The sequence below is a fragment of the Streptomyces sp. NPDC050759 genome (genome assembly GCF_044456945.1).
Classification (GTDB): domain Bacteria; phylum Actinomycetota; class Actinomycetes; order Streptomycetales; family Streptomycetaceae; genus Streptomyces.
In genome coordinates, this window is the sequence record NZ_JBITGI010000003.1 from 110,485 (window position 1) to 124,523 (window position 14,039).

The following is a 14,039-nucleotide window of genomic DNA, read 5'->3' on the forward strand; positions in this document are numbered from 1 at the left end:
TGGGTCGGGGGACGATCAGGGACGTCCCCGCGCCGGCACCTGCTCCTGCGGGGGAGGCGGCCCCGGCGGGGTCCCGTCGCCGAACGGGCGGCCGCCGAGCTCCTCACGGTGATGCGGCGTCAGCCAGCCCGCCAGGTCCGGCCCGAGCGGCACGATGCCGGTCGGATTGATGCCGGTGTGCACCTGGTAGTAGTGCCGCTTGATGTGGTCGAAGTCGACGGTGTCACCGAAGCCCGGCGTCTGGTAGAGGTCGCGGACGTACGCCCACAGCACCTCGTTCTCCGCCAGCTTCCAGCGGTTGCACTTGAAGTGACCGTGGTAGACGGCGTCGAAACGCACCAGCGTCGTGAACAGCCGGATGTCCGCCTCGGTGATGGTGTCCCCGACGAGGTACCGCTGCCCGGCCAGGCGCGAGGTCAGCAGATCGAGCCGGCGGAACACGCCCGCGCACGCCTCCTCGTACTCCTCCTGGCCGGTGGCGAAACCCGCCCGGTACACACCGTTGTTGACGTCCTCGTAGACGTCCGCCATCACCGAGTCGATATCGTCGCGCAACGCCCGCGGGTACAGATCGGGCGCGCCGTCCCGGTGCAGGGCCGTCCACTCGGTGGCCAGGTCAAGGGTGAGCTGCTGGTAGTCGTTGGTGACGAGCTTCCCGCTGGGAACGTCCACGAGCGCGGGCACGCTCACCCCGCCCGGATAGTCGCTCTCCCGCTTGTCGTAGGCCTCGCTGAGGTAGCGGATGCCGAGCACCGGGTCGCGGTCGTCCGGGTCCAGGGTGAAACGCCAGCTGCGGTCGTCCTGGATGGGATCGGCGATCGCCATCGACAGCGCGTCCTCCAGTCCGAGCAGCCGTCGCGAGATCACCGCCCGGCTCGCCCAGGGACACGCACGGCTGACCACCAGCCGGTAGCGGCCGGCCTCCACCGGCCAGCCGTCCCTGCCGTCGGCGGTGACCCGGTCCGCGAAATGGCTCTTGGACCGCTTGAACGCCTTCCGGCCGTACGAGCTGTTGCCGTCGTCGGCGCTGCCCATGCTTCCTCCCGTAGTACGCCTTTCCTGGTGGACGCGTTCCCCGTTTTCGGCAGTCGGCACGGTGTGAGTGCCGGGGAGCCGGGCAGTCGGCGAAGGTGAGCGGGACATCGAAGAACAACACAGCGGACCGGAAAACACGCGTCACCGTGCTGGTGGCGCTCGCGGCGAACCTGGTGATCGCGGTCGCCAAGGCCGTCGGAGGCCTCCTCGCGGGCTCTCCCGCGCTGCTGTCGGAGGCGGCGCACTCCGTCGCGGACAGCCTCAACGAGGTCTTCCTCCTGGCAGCGCTGCGCCGCAGCCGTCGCCCCGCCGACCGGCGACATCCCTTCGGCTACGGCAAGGAGCGGTTCTTCTGGTCGTTGATCGCGGCCGTCGGGATCTTCGTGATGGGCGGCTGCTTCTCCTTCTTCCAGGGCGTCGAGGCGCTTCGCAACGGCGCCGAGGAAAAGCTCAGCGGCTATGTGGCCGGCCTGATCGTGCTGGGCGTGGCCTTCGTCGCCGAGGGGATCTCGCTCGTGCGGGCGCTGCACCAGGTGCACCGGCAGGGCGGGGCCGCCCAGGGCATGCGGGACCCCGCCCTGCGCACGGTCGTCGCCGAGGACGGCACGGCAGTGCTCGGTGTGACCCTCGCCATGGCCGGCATGGCGCTGCACATGGTCACCGGGCAGGTCGTGTGGGAGGCGTCCGCCTCACTGGCCATCGGTGTGCTGCTCGTCTACGTGGCCTACCGGCTCGGACGCGAGGCCAAGGGACAGCTGATCGGTGAGGCCGCCGACCCGCAGGCCAGTGCCCGGATCCGGGCAGTGCTGGACGCGCAGCCCGAGATCGACAGCGTGGAGGCACTGTTCACCATGAAGATGGGGCTGGACTCGGTCCTGGTGGCCGCCCGTGTGGACCTGGTGCCGGGCCTGGACAGCGAACGGGTCGAGGAGGTCGCCGTACGCATCAAGCGGTCCGTCGCCCGGACCGTGTCCGAGGCGGACCAGATCTTCCTCGACGTGACCGACCGGCCGGCCGCGGAAGCACGAGAAAGCCCCGCCGCGACGGGGGAACGCGGCGGGGCCTGACGCACGGGTGCCCGGCCGACACCGGTTCATGCGTCGTCGACGGAAGATTTTCCCGAAGCCGCTCAGTCCTCTTCGGCGGGCTCCAGGACGAAGACCGGGATCACCCGGTCCGTCTTCTTCTGGTAGTCGGCGTACGGCGGGTACGCGGCGACGGCCCGCTCCCACCACTCGTCCTTCTCCGCGCCGGTGACCTCGCGGGCCGTGAAGTCCCGCTTGACCGGGCCGTCCTGGAGCTCGACATGCGGGTCGGCCTTGACGTTGTGGTACCAGACCGGGTGCTTGGGCGCGCCGCCCAGCGAGGCGACCACCGCGTAACGCCCGTCGTGCTCGACGCGCATCAGCGGGGTCTTGCGGATGCTGCCGCTCTTCGCGCCCCGGGTGGTCAGCACGATGACCGGCATCCCCGTGTCCATGAGCGTGTTCCCCTTGGTGCCGCCGGAGCTCTCGTACAACTCCACCTGCTCACGCACCCACTGGGTCGGGCTGGGCTCGTACTCGCCCTCAAGAGGCATGGTTTCCGTCTCCTCGTCGTCCGTTGCGGGGGTCTCGTTCAGGACTACAACACCGTCCTCGACGGCAATCATCCCCACGCACTCATGCCCACGCACGTGGTGGTACACCCGGGACCGCCCGACGGCGTCGATCCCCGGCCAGATCGCCCCCGCCACCGATCTGGCCGAACTTGTCGTCGCCCTATAGGTGCCCCGAGCATCTAATGAAGATCTGCACGACGCCCCCTTCGTCTGCGAGGTCTTCCATGACGGAAACGGAACCTGTCGCCTTCCCCCAGGACCGGACCTGCCCCTACCACCCGCCCACCGGCTACGAACCCCTGCGCGCCACCCGCCCGCTGTCCCGGATCACCCTCTTCGACGGCCGTCCGGCCTGGCTGGTGAGCGGACACGACACCGCCCGCGCCCTGCTCGCCGACCCCCGGCTGTCCACCGACCGCACCCGCGACGGCTTTCCCGCGCCCACGGCACGCTTCGCGGCGGTCAAGAACCGGAGGACCGCGCTGCTGGGTGTCGACGACCCGGAGCACCGGGTCCAGCGACGCATGATGGTCCCCAGTTTCACGCTCCGGCGGGCCACCGAACTGCGTCCCCGCATCCAGCGGATCGTCGACGAACGCATCGACGCGATGATCGCCCAGGGACCGCCCGCCGAGCTGGTGAGCGCCTTCGCGCTGCCCGTCCCGTCGACGGTGATCTGCGCCCTGCTCGGCGTGCCCTACACCGACCACGACTTCTTCGAAGGGCAGTCCCGGCGGCTGCTGCGCGGCCCCGCGGCCGAGGACGTCATGGACGCCCGCGATCAACTGGAGGCGTACTTCGACGACTTGATCGACCGCAAACAGAAACATCCGGAACCGGGCGACGGCGTACTCGACGAACTCGTCCACCGGCAGCTGCGGGACGAGGAGCTGACCCGCGAGGAACTGATCGCGCTGGCGATCATCCTGCTGGTCGCCGGCCACGAGACGACCGCCAACATGATCTCGCTCGGCACCTACACCCTCCTCCAACACCCCGACCGGCTGGCGGAGTTGCGCACCGACCCCGCGCTGATCCCGAACGCGGTCGAGGAACTGATGCGCATGCTGTCGATCGCCGACGGACTGCTGCGGATGGCCCTGGAGGACATCGAGGTGGCCGGGGCGACGATCCGGGCGGGCGAGGGAGTCGTCTTCTCCACCTCGGTCGTCAACCGTGACGAGGACGTCTACGCCGACCCGGACAGCCTGGACTGGCACCGCCCCGCCCGCCACCACATCGCGTTCGGCTTCGGCATCCACCAGTGCCTCGGCCAGAACCTCGCCCGCGCCGAACTGGAGATCGCCCTGCGCACCCTCTTCGACCGGCTGCCCACCCTCCGCCTCGCCGCCCCCGCCGACGAGATCCCCTTCAAACCCGGCGACACGATCCAGGGGATGCTGGAACTCCCCGTGACCTGGTAAGAGGCCCGCCCATGCACATCGACATCGACAAGGACGCCTGTATCGGGGCGGGCCAGTGCGCGCTCGCCGCACCGGGCGTCTTCACCCAGGACGACGACGGCTTCAGCACCCTCCTGCCCGGCCGGGAGGACGGCGGCGGCGACCCCATGGTCCGGGAGGCAGCCCGGGCCTGCCCCGTCGCCGCCATCACCGTGTCGGAGACGCTGAGCTGATCCGCTCAGGCGGGTCGAGTACCCCGAGCTCGACCCGCCGCAGCCGGGCCGGCTCGGCGACGACGTCGTACGAGGTGATCCGTCCGCCCTCGACCGTGACGGTGAGCGCGAACAGCAGCCGCCCGCGCGGGGCGACGACGAGGCCGACGTCCCCGTCGACCAGGGTGACGGCCGCGAACCGGGACCGCTCGCGCAGCGCCACGGTCCCCTCGGCCACCGCGCGGGCCCCCCGCAGTTCCACCGGCACCCCGGGCGGCAGCGCGGCCGGGTCCGCCCGGCGCACCACGTCCGGGGCCAGCGTGTCCAGGAGCCCACCCAGGTCACCACCCCGCGCGGCGGCCAGGAACGCCTCCACCAGCCGCCGATGCCGGCCGAGCTCGGCCTCCGGGACGGCGGGAGTACCCCGGACCTTCAGCCGGGCCCGGCTGGCGAGCTTCTTCGCTGCGGGCTGAGAGCGGTCCAGAATCCGGGCGATGTGCTCGAAGGGCACCCCGAACAGGTCGTGCAGCACGAACGCGACCCGCTCGGCCGGGCCCAGCCGGTCCAGCACCACCAGCAGGGCGAGCCCCACCGATTCGGCGAGCACGGCCTCGGCCTCGGGCGACACGGAGGGTTCGGGGGAGCCGGGCGAGCCGGAACAGGCCCGTTCCGGCACCTCCTGGCCGTACGGCTCCTCGCGCCGCGCCGCCCGCGAGCGCAGCATGTCCAGGCAGATCCGGGAGACCACGGTCGTCAGCCAGCCGGAGAGGTTGTCGATGCCGTCACCGCCGGCCCGCTCCAGCCGCAGCCACGCCTCCTGTACGGCGTCCTCCGCCTCGTCGAGCGAGCCCAGCATGCGGTGCGCCAGCGCCCGCAGCCGCCCGCGATCGGCCTGGAACCGTCGTGCCGGCCCGTCGTGCCCGTCCATCGGTCACCTTTCTCCGCCGTGCCCCGTCACCCCACTGACGTTTCCCACAGCACCGAGGTGACCGACATGACTCTCCTGCACATCGACTCCAGCGCCGACACGGCGGAGGACTCCGTCAGCAGGCACCTGACCGGCCTGTTCGCGACGACGTGGCGGGCCCGCAACAGCGCGAGCCCCTACCGCCACCGGGACCTGTGCGCCGACCCGGTCCCCGCGCTCGGCCCGGCGTACGCCACCCTCGGCCGCCGAGTGGAACGTGAGGGTTTCGTCGCGCCCGACAAGGTGCCGGCGCTCATCGAGAACGCCGCCGAGGAACGGGAATGGGCCAACACCGTGCCCTTGATCGACGAACTGCTCGCCGCGGACACGGTGTTGCTGGGCGTCCCGATGTACAACTTCTCGATCCCCGCCTCCCTGAAGGCCTGGATCGACCGTGTGACCTTCCCCGGCGCGTACGCCGATCCCGCCACCGGCGAGAGCCTGCTGCGGGATACCCGGGTGGTCGTGGTCATGGCACGCGGCGGCGGATACGGCCCCGGCACACCGCGGGAGCCGTACGACTTCCAGAGGCCCTATCTGGAGGCCTACTTCGGCGAGATCGGCGTACGGCACCTGCATGTCGTGGCGGCCGAGCTCACTCTGGCCGGTCTGCTGCCGCACCTGGCGGGTCTGAAGGATCTCGCGGCGGACTCCCTCATCCGGGCCCGCGCGCAGGTGACGGCACTCGCCGCCGCCTGACCTCAGCGTGGCTCCAGCAGGATCCGGGCCGCCTCCCGCGCCTGCGCGGCGGGCCGTGTGCTGCGCGTGATGCCCGCGGTCACCATGGCCCCCTCGGCGAGCAGGAAGAGCGGTCCGGCCAGCGCCGCGGGCCGCCCGGCGGCGGTCACCAGGGAGGCGAGGTAGGCCCCGAACGCGCTCTTGTGCGCCCGGACCTGGGCCGCCACCCGGTCCGAGGTCGCGCCCAGCTCGCCGTACGAGTTGATCCACGCGCACCCGCGGAAGCCCTCCTCGCCGAACCACTCCTCCAGCCAGTCGAAGACCGCGAGGATCCGTTCCTCAGGGGTCGAGCGGAGTTCCACGAACTCCGCCAGCCGCCCCCGCCACCGGCCGTCCCGCCGCTCCAGATAGGCCTCCACCAGCTGCTCCTTCGCCGGGAACAGCTGGTAGAGCCGCTTGAGGGAAACGCCGGACGCGCCCCGTATGTCGTCCATGCCGACGGACTGGATGCCCCGCCCGTAGAACAGCTCCTCGGCGGCGTCCAGCACCTGCTCGCGGGCCACTGCGCTGTCCATGGACCCCACCACTCCTTGACGTGAGAACGAGCGTTCTCCTACGGTAGCAGGCAGCCGGAGAACGCACGTTCTCTCCTTTCCCTGAATTTCCCCGACCGCTTCGGCCACGGAGGACGACATGACCGACCGCCCGCCCCTGCCGCCCTTCACCCGTGAGAGCGCCGCCCAGAAGGTGCAGGCCGCCGAGGACGCCTGGAACACCCGCGATCCGCAGCGAGTGGCGCTCGCCTACTCCGAGGACTCCGTGTGGCGCAACCGCGGCACCTTCGTCACCGGGCGCGCCGAGATCGTCGAGTTCCTCACCGCGAAGTGGGCACGCGAGCGGGAGTACGCCCTGCGCAAGGACCTGTGGGCCCACGACGGCAACCGCATCGCGGTCCGCTTCCAGTACGAGTGCCAGGACGCCGAAGGGCAGTGCTGGCGGTCGTACGGCAACGAGCTGTGGGAGTTCGACGAGCACGGGCTGATGACCCGGCGCGAGGCGAGCATCAACGACGTGCCGATCGAGGAGAAGGAGCGCCGGATCCTCGGACCGCGCCCCGAGACCGAGCGGGGGCTGTCCTTCCCGCTTCAGTAGGGTTCCGGCGTGACCGAACAGGACGAGATACCGCCCTTCTTGTACGTCGTCGTGTGCGCCGCCGGCATCGCGGCGGACGTCGGCAAGCTGATCACCGCCGCGCAGGAGCGGGAGTGGCAGGTCGGCGTCATCGCCACGCCCACCGCCATGAACGGCTTCTTCGACACGGCGGCCGTCGAGGCGGCCACCGGTCACCCGATCCGCTCCGCGTGGCGCCGGCCGGGGGACCCGCGGCCCTTCCCGGACCCGGACGCGGTCGTGGTGGCCCCGGCCACCTTCAACACGATCAACAAGTGGGCGGCCGGTATCGCCGACACCCTCGCGGTGGGCACGCTGTGCGAGGTGGCCGGCCGGGGCGTCCCGATCGGGGTCCTGACCTGTGTCTCCGACGACCTCGCCGGCCACCCCGCCTACCGGGAAAGCCTGATCCGGCTGCGCGGGATGGGGGTGCGTTTCGGATACCCCTACCAGGGCACCGAGGGCGAGGAGTTCGGGTGGGAACGGGCGCTGGATCTGGTCGAGCCCGGAGGATGGTGAAGCGCCACGTCGTACGCTCCTTTTCGGACCTCTCTCGACGTCAGGAGCAGCAACGATGCAGTACGTGAAGCTCGGCTCGACGGGCCTGGACGTCTCGCGGATCTGTCTGGGCTGCATGTCCTACGGCCTGCCGGACCGCGGCGTGCACGAGTGGACCCTCGACGAGGAGGCGTCGCGGCCACTGATCCGGCAGGCCCTGGACGCGGGCATCAACTTCTTCGACACCGCGAACGTCTACTCCGACGGCACCAGTGAGGAGATCGTCGGCAAGGCGCTCACGGACTTCGCGAACCGCGACGAGATCGTGCTCGCGACGAAGGTGAACGGCCCGATGCGGTCCGGGCAGAACGCCGCCGGACTGTCCCGCAAGGCGATCATGACGGAGATCGACCACAGCCTCAGGCGCCTCGGCACCGACTACGTCGACCTCTACCAGATCCACCGCTTCGACCCGCGCACCCCGGTCGAGGAGACGATGGAGGCGCTGCACGACCTGGTGAAGGCGGGCAAGGTGCGCTACCTCGGGGCCAGTTCGATGTACGCCTGGCAGTTCTCCAAGATGCAGTACACGGCCGAGCGGCACGGCTGGACCAAGTTCGTGTCCATGCAGAACCACTACAACCTCCTCTACCGCGAGGAGGAGCGCGAGATGCTGCCGCTCTGCGCCGACCAGGGCGTCAGCGCCCTGCCGTGGAGCCCGCTGGCCCGCGGCCGCCTGACCCGGGACTGGGGCACGGTCACCGACCGCAGCTCCACCGACAACTTCGGCAGCCGCCTCTACCAGGAGGGTGACCGCACCATCGTCGAGGCCGTCACCCGCATCGCCGGCGACCGGGGCGTGCCGCGCGCCCAGGTGGCTCTGGCCTGGCTCCTGGCCCAGGACACGGTGGCCGCCCCGATCGTGGGAGCGGGCAAGCCGCACCACATCGAGGACGCCGTGGCAGCGGTCGAACTGGAGCTCAGCGAGAAGGAGATCAAGGAGCTGGAGGGGCCGTACACGACCCGCCCGATCGTCGGCCACAGCTGACTAGTGCGGCCCGTGCGGTGCGAACTCCGTGCCGCACGGCCCGGCCCCCTCGCTCTCCGGCAACGGCACCCGCGCACCGCTCATCGACAACGTCCGGTAGTAGTGCCCGATCCGCTCGGTGGAAGCCCCCACGTAGTGCCCGATGAACGACCGACGGAACCGGTCGGCCGTGCGGTTCGGCTGCGAGCCGTGCACCAGGCTCCCGTTGAAGAACAGAACATCCCCCGGCGCCATGTCGACGGGAACCGCGGCGAGCCCCGGTGGCGGTGCCACGTACTCCCGCGCGAACGACACCTCGGAGTCCGCGAGTTCCGGGCAGAACAGGTCCATCCGGTGGGTACCCGGGACGACCTCCAGCCCTCCGTTGTCCCGGTCGATCACATCGCAGGCCACCCAGGCCGCGACACACGTGCCCGGTTCGACCCGCAGATAGAAGTTGTCCTGGTGCAGCGCCTGCCCCCGCGCCCCCGGCGGCTTGAAGTAGAACATGCTCTGCGCGGCCAGCACCTCCTCCCCGAGCAGCGTCTCCAGCACCTCCCGCAGCCGGGCGTCCAGCAGGACCTGCAGCGCGAGGTCGTTGATCTCGTGCGGCTGCATCACCCGCGGATACCTCCGCAGCGGATCCGTCGACTCGCTCGGCGCACTCGGCTCGAAATGCCCCGGCACCGGCCCGCCGGAGTGCAGTGCCGTGAACTCGCCGCACAGCCGGTCGATCTCGTCGCGTGCGAACAGCCCGCGAACGACCATGAAGCCGTCCTCCTGGAACTGCCGGACCCCTGTCTCGATGTCTGTGACTGTCATGCGTCCCCTCCTTGGTGAGATGTGTTCCACTCGTCACGCTAGGCCGCAGCCCGCCCGAGGAGGATGCCCGTGACCGCCGACGGATTGCCCGAGACTGCCGCCCACGGCGACCCCGGCCCGCCACCGGGCCTCGTGGTCGTCGGCCGCTACGACGAACTCCCGGGCTACGCCGTCCAGCGACCGCGCGGCGCCGACAGCTGGCTGCTCACCTGGACGGTGAGCGGCCGGGGCACCCTGCGCCAGGGACGGACCGAGACCGGGGCGGGTGCCGGGGACCTGGTGGTACTCGCGCCCGGCACCCCGCACCGCTACGGCGTCCAACAGGGCGCCGACCACTGGGAGTTCTGGTGGGTGCACTGCGGAGCCAGACGGACGTGGACCGCCTGGCTCGGACCGCACGGCAGGGGCGACGGCATGTACGTCGTCACCCCGGACCCCGCGGACGCCGGGACCGACGGTTCGCGCGCCCGCATCGAGGCGGCCTTCCACCGGATGCTCGCCGACGCCCGCTGGACCGGCACCGGCGCCCCGCCCGAGAGCGCCCCGCCCGCGTCCGCACCGGCCGACGACCGGGTCGCCGTCGCCGTGGCCCATGGCGCCGCCGCCCGCGAACTCGCCCTGTGCGCGCTGGAGGAGGTCGTCCTGCTCACCGCCGGCGCCGCGTGCGGGACCCGGACCGGGACCGGCGTCGACCCCCGGTTACGGCGCGCCCAGGAGCTGATCGCGGCCGATCCCGGCGCCCCGCACAGCGTGCGGTCGCTCGCCGCCGAAGTGTCGCTGTCGCCCTCCCGGTTCGCCCACCTCTTCACCCGGCAGCTGGGCCGGTCACCGATGCGGGAGCTGCGCGAGGCGCGCCTGAACCATGCCGCCCGACTGCTGGAGAGCACCGACCTGTCCGTGGAACGCGTCGCCGCCGCTTCGGGTTTCGCCAGCCCCTTCCACTTCAACCGGGTATTCCGTGCCCGCTACGGGACCCCGCCCGGGGCCTACCGGACCACCGGGCCAATGGTTGGGACGTGACCTCGCGGGGCGAACCGGACGCGGTGTGGAGTGGCGATTCAATGGTTGGTGCGGATGGGGTGCCGCGCCAAGTGAATCCCGTTTCCAAATGCGGTGGCCGAATAAAGCCACAATCCCGAGCCGTCGGGCTTGACCAATCGTCAAACCTCCACAGGCCGAACGCTATGCACAAAACCGAGGGATCTCTTGTTACGCCTCGCTGACCTGTGCAAAGGTGTGCGTTGTCGGCGCACGGACAATACATTTTCCCCCCGTGCGCTCTCGACCCCTCCGTACGCCCTTCACGCTTCAAAAGAGCTGTCCCAGGCGGACGTACCCATTGGTGTGGACTTTATGCAACGCAGCATGCCCTCGGGAGGAAATGCCGCCGTGAACGACGCAGGCCTGTCGCATTACCCGTCTCCGGTTCGGCCGTACGACGTCACGGACGAGCAGCTGAGCGCCGAGCTCAAGAAGTGGAGCGGCACGACGCCGGCCCTGCAGCCCGTCGGTGAACTCCTCGACCGGCACTGGGAAGCCGCCTTCGCCTACGCGCGGCTGTGCACCGACGGTCCCCGTCCCGCGGGCATGCTCACCACGGCCGCGTTCACGCGCCTGTTCGGCGAATCCCTGCGCCACACGGGTCCGACCGCCGCCTGGCGGCCCCATCTGCTCGTCACCGTCCGCCGGATCGCGGCCGAGTGGGACTCCGACGGCCGACGGGAGATGCTCCACCCCGCGCTGAGAACCGAGGCGGGCGGCGACAGAGCCGCGGCCCGCCTGTTGCCCCCCGCCGAACGGCGTCTGCTGTCCGGTGCCTTCCAGCGGCTGCAGCAGTCGGCCCGCTGCCTGCTGTGGCACACCGAGGTCGAGGCCGAGCCGCTCGGGGCCCCCGCGGCCCTCCTCGGCCTGGACGAGGAGGACGCCGCCGTCGAACTCCGCCGGGCCCGCGACCGGCTGCGCGAGGAGTGCCTCCAGGTCCACCGCGAACTCGCCCCCGAACAGGAGTGCCGGCACTATCTGCGGCTGCTCGACGTGACGTTCCGGCGCGGCGGTGCCGAGCTCGACCCCGATCTGCGCGAGCACCTGCAGCGGTGCAGGCACTGCATGCACACCGCCGACCAGCTGCACCAGTTCAACGGGCAGCTGGGCCTCGCCCTCGCCGAGGCCGTGCTCGGCTGGGGTGCCGCCGCCTACGTGGAATCACGGATGAGCGTCGACGACGCGGGAGCCGCAGAGGAAGCGCAACGACACGCGCCGAGCGGAGCGTTCGCGGGTGAGGCCTTCGGCGTTCCGATGCCGCCCGCCGCCCCGGCCCAGGGCCCCGCTCCCACGGGTCGGGCACCCGCCGCCCCCGGCCCCCGCGGCCGGGCGCGCTCCGCCTCCCGCCACTCCGCCCACAAGGCCGCCCGCCGCACCTCCCGCCGCAACCTCACCGCGGCCGTCCTGACGGTGAGCGGGCTCGTCGTCCTCCCCCTGGTCATGTGGTCCTCGTTCCACTCGGACGGCAGCGGTCCGGCCGAGGCCGCCCCCTCCGAGGCGCCCGGCGCCGACACGGCCTCCTCGACGACCGACCCGTCCCGGGCCGGGGCGGGCGAGGCGCGCCAGGGCGACCTGCGCGGACGCCTGCACAACGTCGAGTCCGGGCTGTGCGTCGGCGTCGTCGGCAAGAAGATCGCCCAGGGCGTCGAGACCGGGCTCGCCGAGTGCTCCGGGGCCGAGGGCCAGCAGTGGACGTACGAAACGGACGGACTGCTGCGCAGCGCCGCCGACCCCGACCTGTGCCTGGACTCCCACCTCGGCTTCTCGGTGCGGCTCGCGCCCTGCACGGGTGCCACCTCGCCCGGCGCCAAGAACGTCCGCTACGACTTCACCCTGCAGGGCACCCTCGTACCGCGCTGGAACCAGGACCTCGCGCTCACGCCGGCCGCCACCGACGGGTCCGGCGCACTGGTCCTGAAGAACCGCGACGACGGCCCCGCCCAGCGCTGGGTCTTCGACACCTCGAAGACCGACCCCCAGATGGAGGCGGTCAACTGGGACGCGGACAGCAGCCCCACCCCGACCCCGAAGTCCGCCCCCGCGCCCTCAAGTACGCCTACACCGACCCCGACGGCGTCCGCCACACCGACGGCCACGCCGACACCGCCGAGCAACCCGTACCCCGGCGACAACTGCTCCACCAACCCGTACTCCTGCAACTGGGGCGGCCAGCCCGGGGGCGGCTACGGCGGCGGGTACGGTTACCCGGGTGGCTACGGTTACCCCGGTGGTTACGGATACGGCGGCGGCTACGGAGGCGGGCGCTGACCCCGCTCAGGCTCCGACGAGCTGCAGCGAGCCCCACAGGGCCACCACCGCGGCGGCGAGCGCGGTCGGCACGGTCAGCAGGCCGAGCCGGGTGAACTCCCCGAGCTCCACCTCGTGCTCGTCCCGGTGCAGGATGCGCCGCCACAGCAGCGTGGCCAGGGAACCGGCGTAGGTGAGGTTCGGGCCGATGTTCACCCCGAGCAGCACCGCGAGGACCGCGCCGGGCCCGGCCGCGGCGGTGAGCGGCAGCAGGACCAGGACCGCGGGCAGATTGTTGATCAGGTTCGCCAGTACGGCGGCCAGCGCGGCGATCCCGAGCAGCGCGACGATTCCCGTCCCGTCGGGCAGGACGTGGTGCAGGGCGTCGGCGAGCCCGTTGTCGACGACCGCGCGCACCACGACGCCGAGCGCGAGCACGAACGCCAGGAAGGCCGGGGCCGCCGCCCGCACCACCGTGACCGGGGTGGCCTGCCCGCGGACGACGGCGCGGCCCGCCAGGACGAGCGCGCCCGCGCAGGCGACCCAGGCGGGATCGACGCCGAACGCGGAGGCCACCACGAACCCGGCCAGCGTGCAGCCGACCGTGACCAGCGCGAACAGCGGCAGCGCGGGCTCCTCGGACGGCTCGGGGGAGTGGTCGACGACGGTGAGGTCGGTGTCGAAGAATCGCCGGAAGACCGCGTACTCGACGGCGATCGCCGCCAGCCAGGGCAGCGCCATCAGCAGCGCGAACCGGGTGAAGCTCACCCCGCTCGCCTCGAAGGCCAGCAGATTGGTGAGGTTCGACACCGGCAGCAGCAGCGAGGCCGTGTTCGACAGATGCGCGCACGCGTAGACGTGCGGCTTCGCGCGGGCCCCCATCCGGGAGGCGGTGACGAGCACCACCGGAGTCAGCAGCACCACGGTGGCGTCCAGGCTGAGCACCGCCGTGATCGCCGACGCCAGCCCGAACACACCGGTCAGCAGCCGCCCGGGCGAACCCGCCGCCCGCCGGGCCAGCCAGGCCCCGCAGGCCTGGAACAGCCCCTCCACGTCACAGAAGTGCGCGAGCACCAGCACCGCCGCCAGGAACCCGACCACCGGTCCCAATCGCTCGGCCTCCGCCCACGCATGGTCCGGGGAGATCGCCCCGGTGAGGACCGCCAGTCCCGCCGCCGGGACCGCGACCACGGCCTCCGGCCATCCGAAGGGGCGCAGGACCGCCCACACGAGTACGGCGACGAGCAGGGCGACGGACAGGACTTCGGCGAGCGGGGTGTTCAGGGCAATCCTTCGGGACGCGGGCAGATCGTGCCCGGTCATGAGATCAGACCTGGGT

The 14,039-nt window shown here is 71.5% G+C and carries 15 protein-coding genes; 9 read left to right on the top strand and 6 right to left on the bottom strand.

The annotated features are described in order from the left end of the window. Positions 1-15: 15 nt before the first annotated feature. The gene (locus tag ACIBJB_RS10460; protein ID WP_398928699.1) at positions 16-1,035 is read right to left on the bottom strand and encodes a glutathione S-transferase family protein; all 1,020 of its coding nucleotides are present in this window, start codon (positions 1,033-1,035) and stop codon (positions 16-18) included. A gap of 95 nt (positions 1,036-1,130) precedes the next feature. Between ACIBJB_RS10460 and ACIBJB_RS10465 the strand changes: the two genes are divergently transcribed. Next, positions 1,131-2,102 carry a cation diffusion facilitator family transporter gene (locus tag ACIBJB_RS10465; RefSeq protein WP_398928701.1) on the top strand — a complete coding sequence of 324 codons (972 nt, stop codon included), beginning with the start codon at positions 1,131-1,133 and terminating at the stop codon, positions 2,100-2,102. A gap of 62 nt (positions 2,103-2,164) precedes the next feature. Here the strand turns inward: ACIBJB_RS10465 and ACIBJB_RS10470 are convergent, their stop codons facing one another. After that, a complete protein-coding gene (locus ACIBJB_RS10470) occupies positions 2,165-2,614 on the bottom strand; it encodes a nitroreductase family deazaflavin-dependent oxidoreductase (RefSeq protein ID WP_398928704.1) in 450 nt (149 codons plus the stop codon). Between the two features lie 245 nt (positions 2,615-2,859). On the opposite strand from ACIBJB_RS10470, the gene ACIBJB_RS10475 reads away from it, so the two are divergent. Then, positions 2,860-4,059, top strand: coding sequence for a cytochrome P450 (locus tag ACIBJB_RS10475; protein ID WP_398928707.1), 1,200 nt, complete (start codon positions 2,860-2,862; stop codon positions 4,057-4,059). 11 nt (positions 4,060-4,070) lie between these two features. Then, positions 4,071-4,271, top strand: a complete 201-nt coding sequence (locus ACIBJB_RS10480) for a ferredoxin (protein WP_398928709.1) — start codon at positions 4,071-4,073, stop codon at positions 4,269-4,271. On the opposite strand, the gene ACIBJB_RS10485 is transcribed toward ACIBJB_RS10480, so the two are convergent. Then, complete coding sequence (locus ACIBJB_RS10485; protein WP_398928711.1) at positions 4,246-5,178, bottom strand: sigma-70 family RNA polymerase sigma factor; 933 nt, start codon at positions 5,176-5,178, stop codon at positions 4,246-4,248. The genes ACIBJB_RS10480 and ACIBJB_RS10485 overlap by 26 nt on opposite strands. 66 nt (positions 5,179-5,244) lie before the next feature. Between ACIBJB_RS10485 and ACIBJB_RS10490 the strand changes: the two genes are divergently transcribed. After that, positions 5,245-5,916 (top strand): FMN-dependent NADH-azoreductase, encoded by a 672-nt coding sequence (locus ACIBJB_RS10490; RefSeq protein ID WP_398928713.1) that lies wholly within the window; start codon positions 5,245-5,247, stop codon positions 5,914-5,916. Between the two features lie 2 nt (positions 5,917-5,918). Here the strand turns inward: ACIBJB_RS10490 and ACIBJB_RS10495 are convergent, their stop codons facing one another. Further along, positions 5,919-6,470: a TetR/AcrR family transcriptional regulator gene (locus ACIBJB_RS10495; protein WP_398928715.1), complete on the bottom strand. Its 552-nt coding sequence runs from the start codon at positions 6,468-6,470 to the stop codon at positions 5,919-5,921. Positions 6,471-6,588: 118 nt separating this feature from the next. Here ACIBJB_RS10495 and ACIBJB_RS10500 point away from each other — a divergent pair, with 118 nt between their 5' ends. The 3 genes from ACIBJB_RS10500 to ACIBJB_RS10510 are packed head-to-tail and all read left to right on the top strand — an operon-like array spanning position 6,589 to position 8,611. Next, complete coding sequence (locus ACIBJB_RS10500; protein WP_398928717.1) at positions 6,589-7,047, top strand: DUF1348 family protein; 459 nt, start codon at positions 6,589-6,591, stop codon at positions 7,045-7,047. A 9-nt stretch (positions 7,048-7,056) separates the two neighbouring features. Then, the gene (locus ACIBJB_RS10505) at positions 7,057-7,584 is read left to right on the top strand and encodes a flavoprotein (RefSeq protein WP_398928719.1); all 528 of its coding nucleotides are present in this window, start codon (positions 7,057-7,059) and stop codon (positions 7,582-7,584) included. 55 nt (positions 7,585-7,639) lie between these two features. Next, a complete protein-coding gene (locus ACIBJB_RS10510) occupies positions 7,640-8,611 on the top strand; it encodes an aldo/keto reductase (protein WP_398928721.1) in 972 nt (323 codons plus the stop codon). On the opposite strand, the gene ACIBJB_RS10515 is transcribed toward ACIBJB_RS10510, so the two are convergent. Next, complete coding sequence (locus ACIBJB_RS10515; protein WP_398928724.1) at positions 8,612-9,412, bottom strand: phytanoyl-CoA dioxygenase family protein; 801 nt, start codon at positions 9,410-9,412, stop codon at positions 8,612-8,614. Positions 9,413-9,481: 69 nt separating this feature from the next. Between ACIBJB_RS10515 and ACIBJB_RS10520 the strand changes: the two genes are divergently transcribed. Then, positions 9,482-10,432: a helix-turn-helix domain-containing protein gene (locus ACIBJB_RS10520; RefSeq protein ID WP_398928726.1), complete on the top strand. Its 951-nt coding sequence runs from the start codon at positions 9,482-9,484 to the stop codon at positions 10,430-10,432. Between the two features lie 369 nt (positions 10,433-10,801). After that, positions 10,802-12,721 (top strand): ricin-type beta-trefoil lectin domain protein, encoded by a 1,920-nt coding sequence (locus tag ACIBJB_RS10525; protein ID WP_398928728.1) that lies wholly within the window; start codon positions 10,802-10,804, stop codon positions 12,719-12,721. Between the two features lie 6 nt (positions 12,722-12,727). Here ACIBJB_RS10525 and ACIBJB_RS10530 read toward each other — a convergent pair whose 3' ends face one another. Beyond that, positions 12,728-14,023, bottom strand: a complete 1,296-nt coding sequence (locus ACIBJB_RS10530; protein WP_398928730.1) for an SLC13 family permease — start codon at positions 14,021-14,023, stop codon at positions 12,728-12,730. Positions 14,024-14,039: the final 16 nt, after the last annotated feature.

Coding starts and splice junctions, on each gene's coding strand:
- ACIBJB_RS10460 (WP_398928699.1), bottom strand. CDS start 1,035: ATGGGCAGCGCCGACGACGGCAACAGCTCGTACGGCCGGAAGGCGTTC.
- ACIBJB_RS10470 (WP_398928704.1), bottom strand. CDS start 2,614: ATGCCTCTTGAGGGCGAGTACGAGCCCAGCCCGACCCAGTGGGTGCGT.
- ACIBJB_RS10475 (WP_398928707.1), top strand. CDS start 2,860: ATGACGGAAACGGAACCTGTCGCCTTCCCCCAGGACCGGACCTGCCCC.
- ACIBJB_RS10480 (WP_398928709.1), top strand. CDS start 4,071: ATGCACATCGACATCGACAAGGACGCCTGTATCGGGGCGGGCCAGTGC.
- ACIBJB_RS10485 (WP_398928711.1), bottom strand. CDS start 5,178: ATGGACGGGCACGACGGGCCGGCACGACGGTTCCAGGCCGATCGCGGG.
- ACIBJB_RS10490 (WP_398928713.1), top strand. CDS start 5,245: ATGACTCTCCTGCACATCGACTCCAGCGCCGACACGGCGGAGGACTCC.
- ACIBJB_RS10495 (WP_398928715.1), bottom strand. CDS start 6,470: ATGGACAGCGCAGTGGCCCGCGAGCAGGTGCTGGACGCCGCCGAGGAG.
- ACIBJB_RS10500 (WP_398928717.1), top strand. CDS start 6,589: ATGACCGACCGCCCGCCCCTGCCGCCCTTCACCCGTGAGAGCGCCGCC.
- ACIBJB_RS10510 (WP_398928721.1), top strand. CDS start 7,640: ATGCAGTACGTGAAGCTCGGCTCGACGGGCCTGGACGTCTCGCGGATC.
- ACIBJB_RS10515 (WP_398928724.1), bottom strand. CDS start 9,412: ATGACAGTCACAGACATCGAGACAGGGGTCCGGCAGTTCCAGGAGGAC.
- ACIBJB_RS10530 (WP_398928730.1), bottom strand. CDS start 14,023: ATGACCGGGCACGATCTGCCCGCGTCCCGAAGGATTGCCCTGAACACC.